Origin of the sequence: Pseudotamlana agarivorans (genome assembly GCF_018860245.1) — a bacterium.
In the GTDB taxonomy this organism is placed as follows: domain Bacteria; phylum Bacteroidota; class Bacteroidia; order Flavobacteriales; family Flavobacteriaceae; genus Pseudotamlana; species Pseudotamlana agarivorans_A.
On sequence record NZ_JAHKPD010000007.1, the window covers coordinates 241,237 to 263,047 of the forward strand.

At 35.4% G+C, this 21,811-nt stretch carries 21 protein-coding genes; 8 read left to right on the forward strand and 13 right to left on the reverse strand.

The genetic code is table 11. The annotated features are described in order from the left end of the window. The first annotated feature begins 1 nt into the window (after position 1). Together KO493_RS02495 and KO493_RS02500 are read left to right on the forward strand one after the other, a co-directional pair. Entirely contained in the window at positions 2 to 775 is a 774-nt protein-coding gene (locus KO493_RS02495; RefSeq protein ID WP_216066359.1) for a DUF547 domain-containing protein, read from the forward strand. Next, a complete protein-coding gene (locus KO493_RS02500) occupies positions 768 to 1,472 on the forward strand; it encodes a TIGR04283 family arsenosugar biosynthesis glycosyltransferase (RefSeq protein WP_216066361.1) in 705 nt (234 codons plus the stop codon). Before KO493_RS02495 ends, KO493_RS02500 begins: the two co-directional genes overlap by 8 nt. Before the next feature lie 18 nt (positions 1,473 to 1,490). Here KO493_RS02500 and KO493_RS02505 read toward each other — a convergent pair whose 3' ends face one another. Together KO493_RS02505 and KO493_RS02510 are read right to left on the reverse strand one after the other, a co-directional pair. Further along, positions 1,491 to 2,219: a metallophosphoesterase family protein gene (locus tag KO493_RS02505; RefSeq protein WP_216066409.1), complete on the reverse strand. Its 729-nt coding sequence runs from the start codon at positions 2,217 to 2,219 to the stop codon at positions 1,491 to 1,493. A 195-nt stretch (positions 2,220 to 2,414) separates the two neighbouring features. Beyond that, complete coding sequence (locus KO493_RS02510) at positions 2,415 to 2,573, reverse strand: hypothetical protein (RefSeq protein WP_216066362.1); 159 nt, start codon at positions 2,571 to 2,573, stop codon at positions 2,415 to 2,417. A gap of 15 nt (positions 2,574 to 2,588) precedes the next feature. On the opposite strand from KO493_RS02510, the gene KO493_RS02515 reads away from it, so the two are divergent. From KO493_RS02515 to KO493_RS02535, 5 genes are all read left to right on the forward strand, one after another. Further along, a complete protein-coding gene (locus tag KO493_RS02515; protein WP_216066363.1) occupies positions 2,589 to 3,908 on the forward strand; it encodes an NAD(P)/FAD-dependent oxidoreductase in 1,320 nt (439 codons plus the stop codon). Positions 3,909 to 4,062: 154 nt separating this feature from the next. After that, a complete protein-coding gene (locus KO493_RS02520) occupies positions 4,063 to 5,664 on the forward strand; it encodes a 4Fe-4S binding protein (protein ID WP_216066364.1) in 1,602 nt (533 codons plus the stop codon). Between the two features lie 334 nt (positions 5,665 to 5,998). Continuing rightward, positions 5,999 to 6,691, forward strand: coding sequence for a glycosyltransferase family 2 protein (locus KO493_RS02525; RefSeq protein WP_216066365.1), 693 nt, complete (start codon positions 5,999 to 6,001; stop codon positions 6,689 to 6,691). Beyond that, positions 6,688 to 8,175 (forward strand): cellulose synthase family protein, encoded by a 1,488-nt coding sequence (locus KO493_RS02530; protein ID WP_216066366.1) that lies wholly within the window; start codon positions 6,688 to 6,690, stop codon positions 8,173 to 8,175. The genes KO493_RS02525 and KO493_RS02530 overlap by 4 nt, the downstream gene beginning before the upstream one ends. Positions 8,176 to 8,273: 98 nt before the next feature. After that, the gene (locus KO493_RS02535) at positions 8,274 to 9,743 is read left to right on the forward strand and encodes a mannosyltransferase (RefSeq protein ID WP_216066367.1); all 1,470 of its coding nucleotides are present in this window, start codon (positions 8,274 to 8,276) and stop codon (positions 9,741 to 9,743) included. Positions 9,744 to 10,195: 452 nt separating this feature from the next. On the opposite strand, the gene KO493_RS02540 is transcribed toward KO493_RS02535, so the two are convergent. The 6 genes from KO493_RS02540 to KO493_RS02565 all read right to left on the reverse strand — a co-directional run bounded on the left by KO493_RS02540 (position 10,196) and on the right by KO493_RS02565 (position 15,668). Beyond that, the gene (locus KO493_RS02540) at positions 10,196 to 10,417 is read right to left on the reverse strand and encodes a hypothetical protein (RefSeq protein WP_216066368.1); all 222 of its coding nucleotides are present in this window, start codon (positions 10,415 to 10,417) and stop codon (positions 10,196 to 10,198) included. A gap of 71 nt (positions 10,418 to 10,488) precedes the next feature. Continuing rightward, positions 10,489 to 10,797, reverse strand: coding sequence for a hypothetical protein (locus KO493_RS02545; RefSeq protein WP_216066369.1), 309 nt, complete (start codon positions 10,795 to 10,797; stop codon positions 10,489 to 10,491). A gap of 42 nt (positions 10,798 to 10,839) precedes the next feature. Further along, entirely contained in the window at positions 10,840 to 12,375 is a 1,536-nt protein-coding gene (locus KO493_RS02550; protein ID WP_216066370.1) for a bifunctional GNAT family N-acetyltransferase/carbon-nitrogen hydrolase family protein, read from the reverse strand. 3 nt (positions 12,376 to 12,378) lie between these two features. Then, a complete protein-coding gene (locus KO493_RS02555) occupies positions 12,379 to 13,353 on the reverse strand; it encodes a deoxyhypusine synthase family protein (RefSeq protein WP_216066371.1) in 975 nt (324 codons plus the stop codon). Next, a complete protein-coding gene (gene speB / locus KO493_RS02560; protein ID WP_216066372.1) occupies positions 13,343 to 14,281 on the reverse strand; it encodes an agmatinase in 939 nt (312 codons plus the stop codon). The genes KO493_RS02555 and speB overlap by 11 nt, the downstream gene beginning before the upstream one ends. Further along, positions 14,271 to 15,668, reverse strand: coding sequence for an arginine decarboxylase (locus KO493_RS02565; RefSeq protein ID WP_216066373.1), 1,398 nt, complete (start codon positions 15,666 to 15,668; stop codon positions 14,271 to 14,273). Before KO493_RS02565 ends, speB begins: the two co-directional genes overlap by 11 nt. Positions 15,669 to 16,442: 774 nt before the next feature. On the opposite strand from KO493_RS02565, the gene KO493_RS02570 reads away from it, so the two are divergent. Next, entirely contained in the window at positions 16,443 to 16,793 is a 351-nt protein-coding gene (locus tag KO493_RS02570; RefSeq protein ID WP_216066374.1) for a hypothetical protein, read from the forward strand. Between the two features lie 398 nt (positions 16,794 to 17,191). Here the strand turns inward: KO493_RS02570 and KO493_RS02575 are convergent, their stop codons facing one another. The 5 genes from KO493_RS02575 to KO493_RS02595 all read right to left on the reverse strand — a co-directional run bounded on the left by KO493_RS02575 (position 17,192) and on the right by KO493_RS02595 (position 21,617). Beyond that, a complete protein-coding gene (locus tag KO493_RS02575) occupies positions 17,192 to 17,749 on the reverse strand; it encodes a hypothetical protein (RefSeq protein WP_216066375.1) in 558 nt (185 codons plus the stop codon). Positions 17,750 to 17,955: 206 nt separating this feature from the next. Beyond that, a complete protein-coding gene (locus tag KO493_RS02580) occupies positions 17,956 to 18,813 on the reverse strand; it encodes a pseudouridine synthase (protein ID WP_216066376.1) in 858 nt (285 codons plus the stop codon). 292 nt (positions 18,814 to 19,105) lie between these two features. Beyond that, positions 19,106 to 19,393 carry a hypothetical protein gene (locus KO493_RS02585; RefSeq protein ID WP_216066377.1) on the reverse strand — a complete coding sequence of 96 codons (288 nt, stop codon included), beginning with the start codon at positions 19,391 to 19,393 and terminating at the stop codon, positions 19,106 to 19,108. A gap of 340 nt (positions 19,394 to 19,733) precedes the next feature. Then, on the reverse strand, positions 19,734 to 20,636 hold the full coding sequence (locus tag KO493_RS02590; RefSeq protein ID WP_216066378.1) for a geranylgeranylglycerol-phosphate geranylgeranyltransferase: 903 nt from the start codon (positions 20,634 to 20,636) through the stop codon (positions 19,734 to 19,736). Between the two features lie 51 nt (positions 20,637 to 20,687). Beyond that, positions 20,688 to 21,617 (reverse strand): mevalonate kinase family protein, encoded by a 930-nt coding sequence (locus KO493_RS02595; protein WP_216066379.1) that lies wholly within the window; start codon positions 21,615 to 21,617, stop codon positions 20,688 to 20,690. Between the last annotated feature and the right edge of the window lie 194 nt (positions 21,618 to 21,811).

A 21,811-nucleotide genomic window follows, 5' to 3' on the forward strand; every position in this document is an offset into this window, starting at 1 on the left:
TATGAAAAGCGTTTCATTTTTAATTATTAATTTTTTACTACTTGGAAACTTTCAGGTTCACGCTTATAATATCATAATAGAGCCTTTCACAATCGTTACGGCTGAAGATTCTATTTCAACAGAACCACAAGAAGCTTTTAACCATCAATTATGGGATGATCTACTTCAAAAACACGTTTCTGAAGACGGAAAAGTAAATTACAAAGGCTTTTTATCAGATAAAAACCGTCTCGACCAATACATTTCAAGTTTAGCTAAAAGCACACCAAAAACTTCTTGGAATAACGCTGAAAAACTCGCTTACTGGATTAACGCTTACAACGCTTTAACGGTCGATTTAATCCTGAGAAACTACCCCATAAAAAGTATTAAAGACATCAGAAACCCATGGAAACAAAAACTTTGGAAGCTAGGAGACACCGCATACAACCTTCATGAAATTGAGCATAAAATCTTGAGAGACATGCATGAGCCGCGTATACATTTCGCAATAGTTTGCGCCGCAGTTTCTTGTCCGAAATTACTAAATAAAGCATACACCGCTTCAAAATTGGAGTATCAGTTAGACCAAGCGACTACCGCTTTCATACGCGACGATTCTAAAAATAGCATCTCCAAGGAACACCTGGAATTATCAAAGATTTTTCAGTGGTTTACCAAAGACTTTAAGCAAAATGGTTCTTTAATAGATTTTCTAAACCAGTTTTCAAGCGTTAACATTTCCGCGAAAGCGAAAACACATTATAAAGAGTATCTTTGGGAGCTCAATGAGTAGCCAAATCTCCATAATCATCCCTGTTTTAAACGAAGCGCCTTTTATTAGAAAGCTTTTAGAGCATCTTTTTGAAAACGCTTCCGCGGAAAATATTGCTGAAATTATTGTTGTTGATGGTGGTAGTATTGATAACACGAGAGAAATCGTTGAATCCTTTTCGGCTCAAAACATCATGTCTTTAGAATCTGAAAAAGGTCGTGCCAAGCAGATGAATTTTGGCGCAAAACATGCCAAAGGCAACATTTTATATTTTCTTCACGCCGATTCTTTTCCGCCTAAACATTTCGATACTTTTATTATTGAAGAATTTAATAAAGGGCATGAAGCGGGTTGTTTTAGGATGCAGTTTGATAATAACCATTGGTGGTTAAAACTAGCCAGTTGGTTAACAAAATTTAGCTGGAGAGCTTGCAGAGGTGGCGACCAAAGTCAGTTTATCACCAAATCCTTATTTCGCGACATTGGTGGTTATAATGAAAATTTCATCATTTACGAAGACAATATTTTGATTAACGCACTCTACGCTCGAAAGCAATTTGTGGTGATTAATAAAAAATTACAAACATCGGCACGTTGCTATGAAAAACACGGCGTTTGGAAATTGCAGTATTTATATTGGAGCATTTATGTAAAAAAATGGTTTGGCGCTTCCGCGGAAGAACTTTACCAATTTTATTTAAATCGCGTGGCAAAGTAATTCATTAATAGAAACCTCCTATTTATTTCGCCCTTTTTCGTTAGGGTATAAAGCTGGTAAATTATCACTTTGAACAAACGCTTTGGTATCAACGTTCATAGCGGTTACACGACCTTTAAAAGCAGCACCAGTATCAATATTCCATATATTCATGGCATTCATAGGCACCTCAACACCAAAATTAGTGGTTGGGGTGTGCCCGATATAAACTTCTTTGTAAAATTTTAAACGTTTTGGGTAAATGACATCATTTTCGTCAATATCGGTTTTCATGGTTAAAGCCATTTCCCATAAGGTGCGATCTAAATAAAAATAACGCTTATCAAGCTCATGCTCAATCCCTTTCACCGAGGTAAATCCTGCATGCAAAAACAAACGATTTTCATCATCTAAATGATACAACGGCATGTTTTCAAAAAAGGCTAAATGAGCCTTTTTATCTTCATCTGAAAACGGGGCATAACTTTCCATTGTTTCCTTACCACCGTGCATGTACCAAGTTGGATTTACTTCGCCAGAACGCAACCATTCTTCTGCCCAAACATCATGATTTCCTTTAATACACACACAGTTTACTTTTTGGGAAAGCTCGATTAAAAGTTGTACTACCTGAGCTGCTTCACTCCATCCATCAACATAATCGCCAACAAAAATAAGTTTGTCTTCATCTTTAACTTCAACTTTATTCAGTACTTGAGTTAGTGCTCTTAAACCCCCGTGAATATCTCCAATTGCTATTGTGCGCATCATAAAATCTGTTTTCAGCAAAACTAAAGGTTTCTTTGAAGAATAATTAATGGGTGGGTTAAGTAATTATTATTTTTTTGAGGTTATACGTGAAATATGTCATATTGAATCAAATTCAGTAGTACGGTAATTTTCATTCAAAGCTTGTCTAAAAAACACGAACTGGCGTCATTCTGAACTCTATTCATAATCTCATCACACTGAGAACGAATCATTATAAAAGCCCAAATCAATTTCGATATGACCAGAATTTTCATGAGACACCCAGTCAAGCTGGGTGTTTTCAATAAAAACACCAACTAAATGACATTCTGCTGTTAAGTTATTACCTTTAACTACGACCCAATACAACATAATCTAAAAAAGTCCATGGAAGAACATATTGTTATTATAGGAAATGGGATCTCTGGCGTGACGGCGGCTAGACATATTAGAAAATTATCCGATAAAAAAATTACAATTATTTCTGCGGAAACCGATTATTTTTTCTCCAGAACAGCCCTCATGTACATTTACATGGGACACATGACTTTTGAGCATACCCAACCTTATGAAAACTGGTTCTGGGAGAAGAACAGAATCGAATTAAAAAAAGGCTATATAAAAACGGTTGATAGCGACTCTAAAACCCTTCATTTTGACGGTGGCGAGACTTTAAATTACGACAAACTCATCATTGCCACAGGAAGTAAACCTAACAAATTTGGCTGGCCGGGGCAGGATTTAAAAGGTGTTATGGGCTTGTATCACAAACAGGATTTAGAGAATTTAGAACAACATGCCCCAGATAATAAAACTTGTAAACGCGCAGTGATTGTTGGTGGCGGCTTAATAGGCATCGAGCTAGCCGAAATGCTGAATTCACGTAATATTCCGGTGACTTTACTAGTTCGAGAAAAAAGTTTTTGGAACGGGGTTTTACCAAAAGGTGAAAGTGAAATGATAAACCGTCATATAAAAAACCACCACATCGATTTACGTTTAAACACGAATTTAAAAGAAATTGTTTCAGATGACAATGGTCAGGTGAAATCGGTTATCATCAAAGAAACTGGTGAAGAAATTCCTTGTACAGTCGTCGGACTTACAGCAGGGGTTTCTCCAAATATCGATTTCCTTAAAAACTCCAATATTGAAACAAACAGAGGCGTACTTGTGAATCGATTTTTAGAAACCAATATTCCAAATATTTATGCTATTGGCGATTGTGCCGAGCAAAATGAAGCTATTGGTCAGCGTCCACCTATTGAGTCGGTTTGGTACACGGGCCGCATGATGGGTGAAGTCTTAGCTCAAACCATTTGCGGGAATCACATGGCCTACAACCCTGGGCACTGGTTTAACTCTGCTAAATTTTTAGACATCGAATACCAAACTTATGGTTGGGTACACGGATTGAAAGGCAGACTAGAATATGAACAACATTTTCACTGGAAACATGACGATGACACGAAATGCATAACTATAGCTTTTCATGAAAATACGAATCAGTTTTTAGGCATTAACACGTTTGGTATTCGTATGCGTCACGAAACCTTTGACCGCTGGCTTACTGAAAAACGCGATTTAGATTATGTGATTACAAATTTAGCTGAAGCTAATTTCGAACCTGAATTTTATAAAACTTACGAAAAAGATATTCTTCAATCGTATAGAAACCAATTAAAACTAGTAGATGAACACCTATAACACAAACTTCTTATTGTTTTGAAAACAAAAAAAAAGCAAATCATATATTCTTGTCAGTTCGAACGCAGTCGAGAACCCTCTGATGAGAAAGAAACTCAATCTCGACTGCGCTCGATTTGACATTCAATTCCAAACTGCATAATTAAAACCACACATGAGCGATAAACAAAACCATAGCATGTCTTTAACAACACCTGACACCAATGTGCTTTCAGGAAAGCAAAAAGCAGCGGTTTTCCTTGGGGTATCGGGGCTTTTCATTTTAGCACTTGCCGTGTTCAACACCAACTTTCCTAATAAAACATGGTTCTTAAGTTTGTCTTTAGGACTTATAACGGCAGGTACCATTCTTTTTTCAAACAGTTTGTATCTCAACAAAATGGAAGGCATCAAAAATAATGGTGTTTGGTTTAAGTCACTTACTTCAAGAGGGGTTTTGGCTTGGATTACCGGCATTTTTTTAACTGGGTTTTACATTGTGCTTTACTTTTTCCCGCAGTACTTAGGACAGGGTCGTAATGGCGAGGCCAATGGAGGACTTATAGCTCTTTTTGATCCGCTAAGTTTCCTTTTAAGCGGAAGACCTGCGAGCCAATGGTTCGTTTACGGCACCCTTTACACACTGGCCATATTAATTTTTGGCTATAAATACATTTTAAAATACCGCCACAACCGCTACCAACAGTTACGAACGGTTTCGGTGATGGTTTTTCAACTTGCTTTCGCCTTTCTTATTCCCGAATTTATGGCGCGATTAAATGAAAGTGCCGATTATAATTTACCTTATTATGATTTAAAAAGCATGTGGCCCTTGAACTATTATTTGTTTGATGGCTGGTCTATAAATGGTTTTCTTTCTTCAGGGTATTTAGGTCTAGGTCTTTTAATTTTTGGTGTACTTTCCATATTTGTGGTTTCACCCATTTTAACCTACAAGTACGGCAAACGCTGGTATTGTTCTTGGGTTTGTGGTTGTGGTGGCTTGGCCGAAACTGCCGGTGATGCCTTTCGTCAATTAAGCAGTAAAAAATTATCTGCATGGAAATTGGAACGCTGGCTCATTCATACCGTTTTAGTATTTTCAGTTATCATGACGACAGCCGTCATATATTCTTATTTAGGAAACGACCCTAACAAATATTGGATTTCACGCCCCACTTTCCTTATTGGAGTTGGCGTATTATTAACATTGGTATTCTCACTTACTTTTATTTTTAAGCGCCACGAACTTGGTAAGGATGCCAAATACGGTGCCTTAGGTTTCTTTGTGATTATTGCAGCACTTTTCGCGATGCATTATACTGGAACGAGCGACAAATTATTTTTCGTAAAATCGAGTAGCCTACGTTCTGCCTATGGTTTATATATTGGCTCCATATTTTCTGGTGTGGTTGGCACGGGTTTCTATCCGATTTTAGGGAATCGCGTATGGTGCCGATTTGGATGCCCAATGGCTGCTATTTTAGGGTTTCAGCAACGTTTATTTTCGAAATTTAGGATTACCACCAATGGCGGACAATGTATTTCATGTGGAAATTGTTCTACATACTGTGAAATGGGTATCGATGTGCGTGCCTATGCTCAAAAAGGTGAAAACATAGTACGTTCAAGCTGTGTTGGTTGCGGCGTTTGCTCTGCTGTTTGCCCTAGAGGCGTTTTAAAATTGGAAAACGATACGATGAAAGGACGCATCAACTCTAATGACATACTTTTAGGTAATGATGTCGATTTAATGGATTTAGTAAACCAGAAATAACACAAAGCTTAAAGCCATACTTTGACACGTAAAATAGAAGTGAATTCTAAATAAATCACTGTTAAAATATTAGCTAATTCAATGAAACACTAAAAATATGTTACATTTGCGGCAATCTCATACCATTTCTGCTTTTAATTTATGGTAAAAGAAAATAGCCTGCCCCGTTGCAGAACGGGGATGATTTTTTGTTTTATAGAAATCAGAAAAATAAAGCATAGCCATAGCTACGGTTTCTTTTTATGTTGCACTAGAAAGCAAAATGGCGCATTTTATTGACAGAAATTAAAAGCAGAAATGGTATTATTAACCCAAATACTAACCCAGCCCTACAATGGCTATTATAAAGGTCATTATTCCTGCCTACAATGAAGCTGATTCTATCGGCCTTGTTGTTAAAGCAATCCCTAAATTGGTCGATGAAATTATTGTGGTGAGCAACAACTCAACCGACAATACTGAAATCAATGCCAAGGAAGCAGGCGCCACCGTGTTATCTGAACCCCATAAAGGCTACGGCTATGCTTGCTTAAAAGGCATGCAGCACATTGCCAACCAACCTACCAAACCTGATATTATTGTTTTTCTTGACGGTGATTACAGTGATTATCCCGAAGAGTTAACTAAAATTGTCTCACCTATTACTAATGACAACATCGATTTTGTTATTGGTGCACGTGTAAAAAATCTTCGTGAATCTGGTTCCATGACCAGCCCTCAAATTTTTGGAAATTGGCTCGCCACATCACTCATGGCGCTGTTTTTCAAATCTACCTTTACCGATCTCGGCCCGTTTAGAGCTATTAAATATGCTAAACTTTTAGAGCTCGATATGGAAGATAAGACCTATGGGTGGACTGTCGAGATGCAATTGAAAGCTCTAAAAAGAGATTTTTCATACACGGAAGTCCCTGTAAATTACAGAAATAGAATTGGCGTCTCAAAGGTGTCAGGTACAATAAAAGGTGCTATATTTGCAGGCGCAAAAATTCTTGGTTGGATTTTTAAATACAGTATAAAAAAATGATTCTAGAAACCACAATAATAGTAATTTATAGCATTTCGCTACTGCTTATTTTCATGTATGCTTTAGCTCAGCTGAACCTACTTTTTAACTATTTATCATCTAAAAAGAAGGAAGATGATTCGCCTCAACTTGATTTATCGAATCCAGATGAAGTGCCTTTCATCACCATACAGCTTCCGGTTTATAACGAAATGTATGTTATGGAACGTCTATTAGACAATATCGTTGAATTGGAATACCCTAAAGACAAACTTGAAATTCAGGTTTTAGATGATTCTACCGACGAAACTGTTGTAAGTACTAGAAAACAAATTGAAAGACTTCATGCTACGGGAATAGATATCACACATATTACAAGAGTAAACAGGGTTGGTTTTAAAGCCGGAGCGCTAAAAGAAGGTTTAGAAATTGCCAAAGGTGACATTATTGCGATTTTCGACTCTGATTTTCTTCCGAAAAAAGACTGGTTAAAACGTACTGTACCTTATTTTAAAGATGAAGCTATAGGCGTTGTTCAAACACGTTGGGGACATATCAATAGAAATTATTCAATACTAACTAAAATTCAAGCGTTTGCTCTTGATGCACATTTCACGCTAGAACAAGTCGGTAGAAACAGTAAAGGGCACTTTATCAACTTTAACGGAACCGCTGGTTTATGGCGTAAAACCTGTATTATCGATGCGGGAAACTGGGAAGGTGATACCCTTACTGAAGATTTAGATTTAAGTTACCGCGCCCAATTAAAAAACTGGAAATTCAAATATTTAGAAGATGTTGAAACACCTGCCGAACTGCCAATCGTAATAAGTGCCGCACGTTCACAACAATTCCGTTGGAATAAAGGTGGTGCAGAGAACTTTAGAAAAATGCTTAAACGTGTTTTAACCTCAGACATTTCACCAAAATCTAAGGTACACGGTTTACTACATTTATTAAACAGTACCATGTTTTTAAACGTACTTATTGTTGGTATTTTAAGTATCCCAATGTTGTATATCAAGAATGAATATGCACACTTAAGACCTTACTTTTATGTGATGAGTTTCTTTGTTATGAGTACCATCATCTTTTTTATCTGCTACTGGTTCATGTATAAAAACACCTATGGTAGTGGCTTTAAAAACTTCATTAGGTATATTGGTATGTTTTTCGTGTTTTTCTCCATTGCTATGGGCTTTTCGTTACACAACTCGATTGCTGTAATTGAAGGTCATATTGGAAAAAAATCTGAATTTATTCGTACGCCAAAATTCAATATCAGTAAATACAAAGACAACTGGAAAAGCAACAAATACATGGCAAAAAACCTTTCTATCAACGTAGTTTTTGAAGGTTTACTCATGTTATACTTTGCTTTTGGTATGTATAGCGCCTTTACCGTAGGAAATCAAGGTGGTGACTTTGGATTGTTCCCTTTCCACACGATGCTTTTCGTTGGTTTTGGCTATGTATTCTTTAAGTCTTTACGTTCGAAGGTGTAGTTTTAATTGGTTTTTGGTTGATGGTTATTAGTTAGTGGTTTCGATCTTAACTTTGAAACTTACTAAACTAACAGGGCTTTTTCATAACTTCGAGGTTTATGCAAATTAATGCTTCCTTTTTAAAACTGAACAAAACACCAGTGCTTTTAGCGCTGTCCTGTTTGTTTTTTTATTGGGCATTTGCTTATAACTTAGTTCGAACCGATTATGTGAAGCTGATTGGTCTTTACATAGCGCTTTTCTATTTATTTTATAAACTGGTTCAGCTTTTAAAAGGAAATACAAAAGCACTCACCTATTTCGCTTTTGCTTTTCGAGCCATTTTTATATGTGCCATTCCTAATCTTTCACAAGATTTTTACCGTTTTATTTGGGACGGACGAATCATTCTCGAAGGCATTAACCCCTATGTAAACACGGTTAATGCGCTTATCGCGGAAGGCCATGCTCCCGTTGCCCAAGCCTATGAACTTCAAAAAGGCATGGGCGATTTAAACGCCAGTCATTTTTCAAATTACCCACCCATTAATCAGCTTTGTTTTGCAATTGCAGCCTTATTTTCGAGTCAGAACATCCTTGGGGCGGTCGTGGTCATGAGATTGCTGATTATTGCTGCCGATTTCGGAACCCTTTACTTCGGAAAAAAACTGCTTGAAAAACTCCAACTTCCATCCTATCTTATATTCTGGTATGTTCTAAATCCGTTTATAATTATAGAACTTACCGGAAACCTGCATTTTGAAGGGGTTATGATTTTCTTTTTAATATGGAGCCTTTATTTACTACACCTCGGAAAATGGCCATGGGCAGCGGTGGTGTTTTCCTTATCCATATCGGTGAAATTGATTCCTTTAATTTTTCTGCCGCTATTTTATCAATGGTTTGTGAAACGTTCTACGTCTCAAAGAGCGCAACATATACCTATTACGCCATCAGAGCCTTGTCCTAACTCTAAAATCATAAATGAGGACAATATCAACCAAGCACCAAATACATTCAAAAAAGGGCTATTTAAGCTCAACTCTTTTTATGCTATTATAGGTTTTTGCACCCTTTTACTTTTTGCACCTTTTTATGCTTCAGAATTCATAAATAATTATGCTACTACCGTGGCTTTATGGTTTCAGAATTTCGAATTTAACGGCAGTTTGTATTATATCGCTAGAGAAATAGGCTATACTTTTCGAGGTTATAATGAAATAGCTTTTATAGGCAAAGGCATTGCTGTTTTAGTGATTTTAGTCGTTCTCGCGCTTAGCTTTTTCAGGCAAAATAAAACTACCGTTCAGCTTATTACAGCGATGCTATTCGCGCTATCATTTTACTATTTTACAGCCACTACCGTACACCCTTGGTACGTGGCCACCCTTTTAATTTTATCGATTTTCACGAAGTACAAGTTTCCTTTGGTTTGGAGCTTTATGATCATCTTAAGCTATTTGGCTTACCTCAATATTAATCAAGCCAATAAATCGGAGAACCTATGGATAATTGCGCTGGAGTACAGTGTGGTTTATGGGGTTTTTATTGGGGAGGTTTTTGTGAAGAGTTTCTCGCAAAGACGCTAAGACGCAAAGAAAGTAGACCGAAAAATCTGTGAAATCCGTGGAATCTGTGTCTAGAATTATTGGTTGTTAGACTTACTTTTACGCTAATTTTCAAAAATAGTAAAGTATCAATTCTTATCTAAAAAAATCTCTGCGAGTCACTGCGGAACCTCAGTGTGGCTCTGTGTCACAGCCCAGCAAGAGTAAGCAACCAAAAACTAAAACAATTTCTCGCAAAGACGCTAAGTCGCAAAGGAAGTAGAACGCAAAATCTCTGAAATCCGTGGAATCTGTGTCTAGAATTATTGGTTGTTAGACTTACTTTTACGCTAATTTTCAAAAATAGTAAAGTATCAATTCTTGTCTAAAAAAATCTCTGTGAGTCTCTGCGAAACCTCAGTGTGGCTCTGTGTCACAGCACCGCAAGAGTAAGCAACCAAAAACCAACAACGAGCAACCAACAACTAAAAAATCTACAGCGGTTTCAAACTCTCGATACGATAAAAAACATCATCGCCATCTTCGTCTTCCACGAAAGTGATTTTAAAGTCTTTATCTATAAGACCTTCATCGTTTTTTAAATCAAATTGTTTCAAAACACGTGGGTGAACATCTTCAAAAGCAAGTTCTTCACCATTTTCAAACCAAAAATTGTAATAACCGTTTTTGTAGGATTTAAAAGCGGCAGTTCTCATAACTCTATATTATTTATTATTGAATATTTTTTATTGTCAATTCGTATGTGAGCACGATGAATTGAACATCACTAATCTTCGTCTGCAATTTCGGGTGGTTGCACCGCTTCAGGATCATTATTATCGAAATCTTCATAATCGTCCTCATCATAATTTTCCATAGTAATCGCAAGTTTTGTACTTACCTTCACTAGGTATTTAGTATCATGAGTTGTTACTTCAACGGCTTCGATAATTTCGTTATGTTGATTTTTAAAAGAAATGATCTGATCTTCATCATAACCATCGGGGTAGCGCTCAACCAACAAAGCTAAAATCTCTGGAGTTAACTTCTTAAAATCAACAATGACACGTTTTAAATTATCATTTCTATTTTTCATTTTGTAAGGGTAAAATGTTATTTAGTTTCAAGTTTAAATATACTATTTCTGATTTTTAATACGAATAACATCGTAAAAATCTTTTCTTCGATCCTTCAAATTTTTAACGGCACCGAATGAGTGCAATTCTCTTAGCAAGCTTAAATCGACATCGGCAACCAAAATCATTTCGGTATTCGTGGTGGCTTCTGCCTTAATACCATTACTTGGAAATGAAAAATCACACGGTGTAAACACGGCTGATTGCGCGTATTGGATGTCCATATTATTCACATTTGGCAAATTACCAACACTTCCTGAAATCGCTACATAACACTCATTCTCTACAGCACGGGCTTGCGCACATAAACGCACACGAGAGTAACCATTTTGCGTATCGGTTAAAAACGGAATAAACAAAATATCCATACCCTCGTCGGCCAATAATCGTGCTAATTCTGGAAACTCTGAATCATAACAAATCAAGATTCCTATTTTACCACAATCGGTTTCAAAAGTTTGCAGTTTATTTCCACGTTGCATACCCCAAACTTTAGCCTCATCGGGCGTTACATGTATTTTTTCATAACGCTCAAAACTTCCGTCGCGACGGCATAAATAGCCTACGTTGTACAACTTATCATCTACAACTTCTGGCATAGACCCAGAAATAATATTGATGTTATATGAAATGGATAACTGTTTAAGCTTTTCAACAATCGTTTCTGTAAATTTAGCTAACTCTCGAATGGCATCAGGCTCATGCATGTGGTTGAACTTCGCCATTAACGGCGCGTTGAAAAACTCAGGAAACACGGCAAAATCCGATCGATAAGCGGCTACACTATCAATAAAATATTCTACCTGCTGCATCAAATCGTTTAGTCCTTTATAAGGTCGCATTTGCCACTGAATCAGGCCAAGCCTAACAACCGTTTTTACTGTACTCGCCTTTTTATTAGGCTTCGTATAGTAAATATTATCCCATTCCATTAAAACCGCATACTCGTTGGATGCTGTATCCCCTTCCAAATAATTCTTTAAAACACGAACGGGATGAAAATCGTTAGAAATCTGAAAGTTTAAAACCGGATCATGAATTTCTTTACGCTTTACTTTTTCAATGTATTCTTTAGGAGTTAACGTTTTATGCTTATGGTAATTAGGCATTCTTCCGCCAAACACAATACTTTTTAAATTTAGGTTTTCACAAACTTCCTTTCTATAATCGTAAAGACGTCTTCCTAAGCGCAAACCTCTATATTCTGGTTTGATAAACACATCGATACCGTATAAAACATCGCCATTGGCATTATGATTTTTAAACGATTCACCACCTATAATATCCTCATAAGTATGTTCATCATCAATAGTATCATAATCGACAATAAGCGATAAGGCGCAACCTGCAATATCACCATCGACTTTAATAACCACCTGCCCCTCAGGGAACATGGTGGTTAAATCTTTAATATGATGTTTCTTCCAATAGGAATTAAGCACCCCCGCATACGACTCTAAAGTTGCTGCTTTTAACTCGGCGAAATCATCTACCGTAAGGTACTTAAGCTCGATATTTTCAATTTTATTGATATCCATTTTTTACTGACCTAATAAATAGGCGAAAATTAAAGGCGCCACAATTGTAGCATCACTTTCAATAATATATTTTGGTGTATCGATATCTAATTTGCCCCAAGTAATTTTCTCGTTTGGTACGGCACCAGAATACGAACCATAACTTGTTGTAGAATCACTTATTTGGCAGAAATAGCTCCAAAACGGAGTATCGGTACGTTCCATATCTTGGTACAACATAGGCACGACGCAAATAGGGAAATCGCCAGCAATACCACCTCCAATTTGGAAGAAACCGATACCGTTTTTAGAATTATCAGTATACCAATCGGCTAAAAAAGTCATGTATTCAATACCAGATTTCATGGTACTTGCTTTCAGCTCACCTTTTAAAACGTAGCTTGCAAAAATATTCCCCATCGTACTGTCTTCCCATCCTGGGCATACAATAGGTAAGTTTTTTTCCGCGGCAGCGTACATCCAAGAATCTTTTAAATCGATTTCATAATACTGCTCTAAAACGCCAGACAATAACATTTTGTACATATATTCATGTGGCAAATAGCGTTCACCTTTAGCTTCAGCTTCCTTCCAAATATCAACAATATGCCCTTGTAAACGACGGAAAGCTTCTTCCTCTGGAATACACGTATCAGTTACGCGGTTTAAGCCTTTTTCTAATAAATCCCATTCCTCTTGAGGGGTTAAATCACGGTAGTTAGGCACACGCTTGTAATGCGAATGTGCTACCAAATTCATGATATCCTCTTCAAGGTTGGCGCCAGTACAAGAAATAATTTGCACTTTGTCTTGACGAATCATTTCGGCAAAACTTTTCCCTAACTCTGCCGTACTCATCGCACCCGCTAGAGATACTAACATTTTAGCACCAGATTCTAACTGCGCTTCGTAGCCCTTTGCGGCGTCTACCAAAGCGGCAGCATTAAAATGTAAATAATGTTTTTCTATAAATTGTGAAATTGGTCCTTTAGTACGCATCGTTATCGGTAAATTTTACGGTGTTATTTTTTTGTTTTGTGTTATCGAAGGCATTGTCGTAATCATCATCTACACCTTCATTTAAAAATTTATAGCTTAACATTTTATAATACAGTTTAGCAGCTAAGAAATCTGATGATTTTTCTTTTTTATTAGGACAAAGTTCCACAATATCAAAGCCCACCACGTTTTTCTCTGCAAACACTTGTTTTAAGAAATCTAAAGCTTCATACCACAACAACCCTCCAGGTTCCGGGGTTCCTGTACTTGGCATGATTGACGGATCGAAAGCATCTAAATCGAAAGTGATAAACACGTTTTTGGTCATTTGATCAATGGCCGAATCCATCCAAGAATCATCCATCGCCATATCATGAGCGAAATATGTTTTATCGGCATCCATAACCGTTTTTTCCATCACATCCATAGAACGAATACCCACCTGAATTAAATTTGTGGTTTGGCTCGCCTCATAAACGGCACAAGCATGATTACATGTTGTTCCTTCATATTCCTTTCGTAAATCGGCATGGGCATCAATATGCAGTACCGTTAAACTTGGGTACATGTCGTTAAACGCACGAATGGTTCCAATAGAAATAGAATGCTCGCCACCAAAAATGGTTACAAATTTATTTTTCTTAATATATTTTTTAGTCGCTTTATGTACGGCATCAACCATAGCTTCAGGCGATTCATTTTCTGTAACCGCATTCGCCAAAAACACCCCTTGTTGGTATACTTCTGTTCCCGTTTCAATATCGTAAAGCTCCATGTTTTCTGAAGCATCTAAAAAAGCATCAGGCCCTTTATCGGCACCCTTTTGCCATGTACTTGTACCATCATAAGGCACCGGAATTAAAACGATTTTTGCGTTTTCTAATTTCCCGAATTCTTCTGGAATTCCCGCGTAGGTTCTATTGCTCATAACCTAAAATTTTAAGTAAGTCTTCACTTTTTTGTTGTTCACTAAATAATTTTGTTGTGATGTTTCCATCGGCATCTCTATCGATTAACACATGTTTTGGCGACGGAATCAAACAGTGTTGTAATCCGCCAAAACCACCAATGGTTTCTTGGTAGGCACCAGTATTAAAAAAGCCAATATATAATGGTTTATCCTTGTTGTATTTAGGCATATAAATGGCGTTCATGTGCTGCTCACTGTTGTAGTAATCGTCACTATCGCAAGTTAAACCACCCAATAAAACACGCTCATAACTATCTTGCCAACGGTTCAAGGCCAACATAATAAAACGTTTATTTATCGCCCAAGTATCTGGTAAGGTTGTGATGAAAGACGAGTTTATCATATTCCACTTTTCACGATCGTTCTGTTGTTTTTGATACAACACTTCGTAAATCGCACCGCCACTTTCACCAACTGTAAAACTTCCAAATTCTGTAAAAATATTTGGCACATCAACCCCTTCTTCCTCGCAAGTTAATTTGATTTGATTAATAATTTCATCAACCATATACTCGTAATCAAAATCAAAAACCAACGAGTTTTTAATAGGAAAACCTCCGCCTATATTTAAACTATCTAACGACGGGCAAATTTTCTTCAAACTCGTGTAAACCTTCAAACACTTAAGCAGTTCGTTCCAATAATACGCCGTATCACGAATACCTGTATTAATAAAAAAGTGAAGCATTTTAAGTTCAACCTTTTTATTGTTAGCGATTTGATTTTTATAAAACGGTACAATATTTTTATAACCAATCCCTAGTCTAGAGGTGTAAAACTCAAATTTAGGCTCCTCTTCCGAAGCAATTCGAATCCCCACATTGAATTTGCCTTCAATTTCCTGAGAAAGCAAATCTATTTCCTCGTAATTATCAATAATCGGAATCGCATTTTTATGTCCGTTATTTATCAATCTCGCGATATTCGTAACATACTGCGCACGTTTAAAACCGTTGCTAATTACAAAAGTATCGTCTGTAATTTTGCCTTCAGATTTTAGGCTTTCCACAATATCAATATCAAAAGCCGAAGAGGTTTCAATATGGATATCATTCTTTAAAGCCGTATCTAAAACATGCTTAAAATGCGAACTTTTTGTACAATAACAATAGTTGTATTTCCCTTTGTAATCATGCTTTTCAATAGCATTAGCAAACCATTTTTTTGCTCTACCAATGTTGTTAGAAATTTGCGGTAAGTATGTAAATTTTAACGGTGCACCGTACTGTTTTGTTAGCGCCATCAAATCGATATCATGGAAATGCAACTGGCCTTTATCAACCTTAAATTCTTCCTGCGGAAAATCATAAGTCTGATTGATTAAATCAATATATTTTGTATTCAATGTATTTATTTTAAAAATTAAAGATGTAATGTGTAGATTAACTACACGTTAAGTCAATAAAAAATAAATACTATCAAATCTGGATTTCCTTCTCGGTAGTAGGCACAAAACCGTATTTATGCTGGATAGCATATATGGGAGACACGGAAGTTAGCTTTAAAATTCGGTCGCTTAATCTGTAAGCTGCTTTTGAATATGACTTCCTAATTTTCAAAAGCCCGAACATAGAAACACAGTTCAATTTGTTCAGCTAAATAGACTGCAAATGAAAAACAAAAAAATGAATTACAAACTTTTTTTTAGTTTTTTTTTGAAAAAAAATTAGTTACTATTTTTTGGCTGCTAACAACTGACTTATAATCTTTTAACTTGTCTAGAATTTGGGCGTTCCCACATCCTTCGACTCCGCTCAGGACAGGTGGTCGGGCTATTCGTTACAATCTTTTTTTGAAAAGAAAAAAAGGATTTCCACTGCTATCCCTAACGCTAATTTGGTTGTTGGTTGGTTGTTTCTAGTTGTTGGAACTTACTCTTGCGGAGCTATTACGCAGAGCTACACTGAGATTCCTCTCTATGGTGTTGTACAAAAAACTTTAACAATCAACAATTTAACGTCATACATCTAAAATTATAGGTTTAGACGACAACTGAATAAACACTATAAAAAATGATAAATTCTAAACTAAAAACTTTAGTTTAGTATCATAAAAAGTTAACAACACAGTGTTTAATTAGAAAATTAATTACTAGAGTAAATCTCTACTTTAAATACATATGGAACCAATTACTTATTACTTTGACTCGATTGACAGGAATGCGATAACCGTGAAACAAAAAAAACCATTTTTCGATTGGGTGAGTTCTATGTTTCCTGATGAGGAGCCCATGACCAAAACCGAAGAAAACAGCATTTATCTGATACGCGAAATGGACACCAATAAAAAGGTGCTCAATTGGATAAAAAAAAATTTCGACACAATTTTCTCAAATGAACTAAATAATTGGTATATGGACGAATCAAAATGGCCACAAAAAAGGACGTTTAAAATGTTCTCTGAATGGTTCGATATTGAAGTTACATCAATGCTTTTAGATCTTGAGGAGTACGAGGTAACAAAAGAATAACATCACCCAAACCATATCGTTCATAAAACCCAACGATGAATATTCTTGTTAGAACGAATTAGTTAACGACTTAATCAGGCAAGCACGAATGCAAAAAATTGAAATCGATTGGGTTCGTGCCAAATTAGAGCAAGCTGAAAAGAACAGTTTACGAGTGATACTCTAGCACAATCAAAGTCTTTGCTTAATAACAAAATATTAGCTAAGTATTGAAACTAACAATTAGGTCATCGAGCACCCCTATCGTCTCCTCTAGGAAACAGAAAAATGCTGAAACAATTTCCGCATGAGTAAACAGAATCTGACTGTATTATAATTTTAACGTCTATTTTCGCTTCGATTACAGGAGAAATGGCTCTTTTCTACTATATTTTATATAACATGTTAGAGGCAGAATTTTAACTCATAGTTCCCCAAAATTCATTTATTAACACCCATTTGTTACCCGTTTTTTTAAATAATACCACACCGCTTCCGCCAATTCCATATAATTTACTGCCATATGAATACATAATTAATGCATATGGTTTTTTGATGCAAAAAATTGGTTTGGAAAGTGTAAAAGTGATTTTTTTATTGGAATTTATATTATTATGAATTTCAGTGTTTTTTATTTTTTCATTTCCTTTTCTTGTTGGCTGAGAATTCCTTTTTATTTGTGAAACTAAATTGTGAAACTCAAATTCATTGAAAACATCATCAATTATGGAATCTTCAATTACGTTTCTTAGATCGCCAAATTCTGCATACTTGCCATTTTCAAAAACAATGTTCTCGTTTAATAAATTTAAAAGATTGTTATTCAATACATAATTCCTATCATACATAGCATCTTCTAAACCTTTTAGTTTAATAACTTTATTTCTGATAATATCATCATTTGAATTATTGCTTGTATGTTGAGATTTACAAGTAAAAAAAAGCAATATAAATATGGAAATAATTGTTAATCGCATGATTTCCCTTTTGGTGTTAAAGAACCTTGGTTACTATTTGTTACCTCAGTAGCTATTGTATTTATTATTGTTGTACGGCCATTAATATTAGGAACAGCATTTACAGGAAACAAAAAATGCTGAAACAATTTCCGCATGACTCACTTTTCTCGATCGCCATACCGAATTCATTTCAGCATCTCTTTAACTATAATATCTATGCACTATTAAAGCATTTTAAGCGTATTAAGCTCTTGCTCAGTCAGGTGTTTCCAACTACCGCGTGGAATATCTTTTTTAGTAAGATGTCCAATAGCTACACAGTCTAAGCTGATAATTTCATATTTAAAATAATCAAAAATAGTACGGATAATGGTGTTACCGGTATTCTTGATTTTTAATCCGATTTCTTTTTTAGAAGCCCCATCGATATAACTAATCTCTTCAACTTCTATCAATTTACCTTCCGACTTAAATCCTTCTTGAATCTTTTTTAAATCTTCAAGTTTTAAATTTTTGTCTAATTCCACTTGAAATAAACGCGGTACACCATGTTTAGAATTCGTGAATTTCGCTGTAACAGCATCGTCGTTAGTAAACAATAATAAACCTTTAGAGTTCCTTCCTAAACGCCCTATGGGCTTTATTCTAGAACTTGTAGCATTGGCCACTAAATCCATAACGGTTCTTCCTTTACCTTCACTCGTTGTTGTGGCAAAACCCTTTGGCTTATTAAGTAAAACGTAAGCTTTTTTCTCTGGATTAATTCGTGCACCGTCATAACGCACCTCATCTCCAGGCTTTACCTTATACCCCATTTCAACAATCACTTTTCCATTTACAGAAACGAGACCTGTAGCAATATGTACATCGGCTTCACGACGTGAACACATACCTGAATTGGCAACATATTTATTTAACCTAATTTCATCAGGATTTCCCGCTTTTTTAGGCGCTGGATTTTTAGGCTCTGTATTTGATTTTCTAATAGGTGCATTTCCTCTTGCATAACTTGTAGAACGGGTGTTTCCACTTCCGCGTCCCGATGGCTTTCCTTTTCCTTTACTCCCTTGATGTCTGTTCATGACTTAATATTTTATGCAAAGATATACTTAAAATTATGACTTCTTATTTAAGATAGATATTTTGTGCTTTTATTACTACTAATGTTAAAATCGAGTGATACCAATTGCTGCCCAAAACGAATTTAATAAAACGCCCTTTCCCCTTCTTATTATTTAAAAAAAATAATACTCAAAGCTATAATTGGCTTCAGCAGAAAAGCATCTAAACAAAAATCTCAGTAGTTTTTACCCACTGAGATTTATCAACTATATTATAATATGCCTTTAATACACCTCAAAGACATGCCCATACCTATTTTTTGAATATTGAAAATAAATTTGAAAAACCTTCTTTAAAAGATTCAGATGCGGCGTTAAAGGATTCTTTCACATCTTCCCACTCCTCTTCTGCGGCGTCTTCTAATTTGTCATACTTAAGCTCAAGTTTACCTTTTTGCACTTTCAAATTAGCCAACTCTTCGTCATATTTCTCACTAAGCTCGGCCTTTAGCTTGTCACTTTTAATTTCAATTTCATCAATTTTGGCAGCAATCTCGTCGATGCTTTCTTTAGCTTTTGCTTTAAATTCCTGTTTATTCATAATCTTATTTTATATATATTATGCCTACTCTTTTAAGGATTTTTGGCATACTCCAATGCTATTTAATCTTATTTCATATGCACTTACCATATTGATTTTTGGTGAACCTACAATAATTAAAAACTTCACAAACAAATACAACAGAACACTTTACAACCTAAAGATAAGATTATTCTTATTGGATTCTAAGGATTTATAATGATTTTTGAAATACTAAGTACACCTCAATATTTATAATTAGTCGCTAACAATAAATGCTTCAAGCATTATAAAATCCCATGACCAAGTAAAAAAATATATTGGACGCCAATTCTGTTAATAAGGAAAGATGAATTTTATTTTAAATTCGATTCAAAATAACCTGTACATCGATAAGTAGAATACTAAAAACACCAGCAAGAATAATAAACTTCAAAATATTATGCAGTATTAAATAGTGCAGTTTCGCCTTCGATTTCCAAAGTAATATTAAAAACAAAAACAGCAGAAAAGTACTTAAATAAAAGAATAAGTTCATGTGGCCTACATCATACTTAAAAAGCAAAAAATATTCTGGCACCAAAGTTAAAGTCGCTAAAACGGTTAACATCACTTTCGATACTTTTTCACCATAAGCAACAGGAATAGTCACATAGTTTTGAGCAATATCGCCTTTAATATTTTCAAGATCTTTGGTTAATTCCCGCATAGCAATCATTAAAAATAAAAAAATGGCATGAACAAAAATGACTGTTTCATAGTTTTTATAGTACATAAAAATGGCAAAAAACGGTGTAATCATGAGTACCGCAGACGTTAAATTACCTATAAACGGCATTTTTTTCAACTTGTGAGAATACAACCAAATACCAAAAATGTAAATAGAAAAAAATAATACAGCCTTAAACGAAACATAGCTCGCCATAATCGCTGCTATAAAATTAAGCACAAAATAAAAGGAGAGCTTCGTATTCTGACTTACCAGTTTATCTAATCTTGATTTTATTGGTCGATTGATTAAATCTTTTTCTGAATCGTAGAAATTATTGATAATATACCCACCAGCAATGGTTGCGGCAGAGGCTAAAACCAACATTAATAAATTGAGGTCTGACACCACGGCTTTTAAAGGCTTATCGTGCGCTAAAATGTATATCGCCGTCAAATACTGAGCGATCATAACAATTAAAATATTATAACCACGAACTACAGAAAACATACTAAAAAACTTAAGTAGAATGTGCTTCTGTCTTCGGTTTAACATAAAAAATCTTTTGAATGAGACCCTTCTGCTGGGTTAAGGGTTGGAGCGCTATTAGAAGTTATAAACGACTTCCAGTTTATAATCACTAAGCGATTTTTGCGCTTTTTCGATATCCTCTGTAAAACCAAGAATATAGCCACCACCACCAGAACCGCAAAGTTTTAAGTAGTAATCGTTTGTATTAATACCGTTTTCCCAAAGTTCATGAAACTGCTGAGGAATCATTGGTTTAAAATGACTTAAAACAACCTTAGAAAGCTGCTTTGTATTCTTAAATAATGACTTTACATTTCCTTTTAAGAAATCGTCCACACAAGCATCGGTGTGTTTTATAAATTGTGTTTTAAGCATGTTACGAAAACCTTCTTGCTTCATGTTTTCCATAAACAAGCTCACCATTGGTGCGGTTTCTCCAATAATGCCGCTATCAATTAAAAACACGGCGCCTTTCCCTTCACTTTGTTGGGCAGGAATACCTGTAGCTTCAATATTATCTTTGGAATTTATTAAAATTGGAATGCTCAAATAACTATTTAAAGGGTCTAAGCCAGAAGATTTTCCGTGAAAAAAAGATTCCATAGTCGAAAAAATCGATTTCAATTTTAATAACTTCTCTCTGGTTAAATTTTCTAGAACTGTAATTTTATCAAAAGCATATTGATCGTAAATAGCTGCAACTAACGCACCGCTACTACCAACACCATAACCCTGTGGTATTGATGAATCAAAATACATACCTGAATTCACATCTTTTAAAAGCAATTCGCTATCAAAACGCACCAAGTCCTTATCGATATTCTGAATGTATTCAGCAAAACGCTTCAAACTGGCGTTTGATTCTATAGCAGCTTCAGAAGGGTTTTCAGACTTCTTTAAAGCACCGTTATAAAAATTATAGGGAATAGATAGGCCTTTAGAATCTTTGATGATTCCGTACTCGCCAAAAAGTAGAATTTTAGAATAAAATAAAGGTCCTTTCATATGTTCAATTAATAATTAATAATGAAAAATTAATAATTATTTCTGACTCAATGTCTAAAAAAACCTCTATAAAGGCTTCAACACCAAATGCGCAGCAAAGATAGTTAGAAATTTTTAAACAGGTTATACTTTGTAGAGCCTCATCTACGAGTGGTTGCTTAAAATGAATAATGTAAAGTTAATAATGAATAATT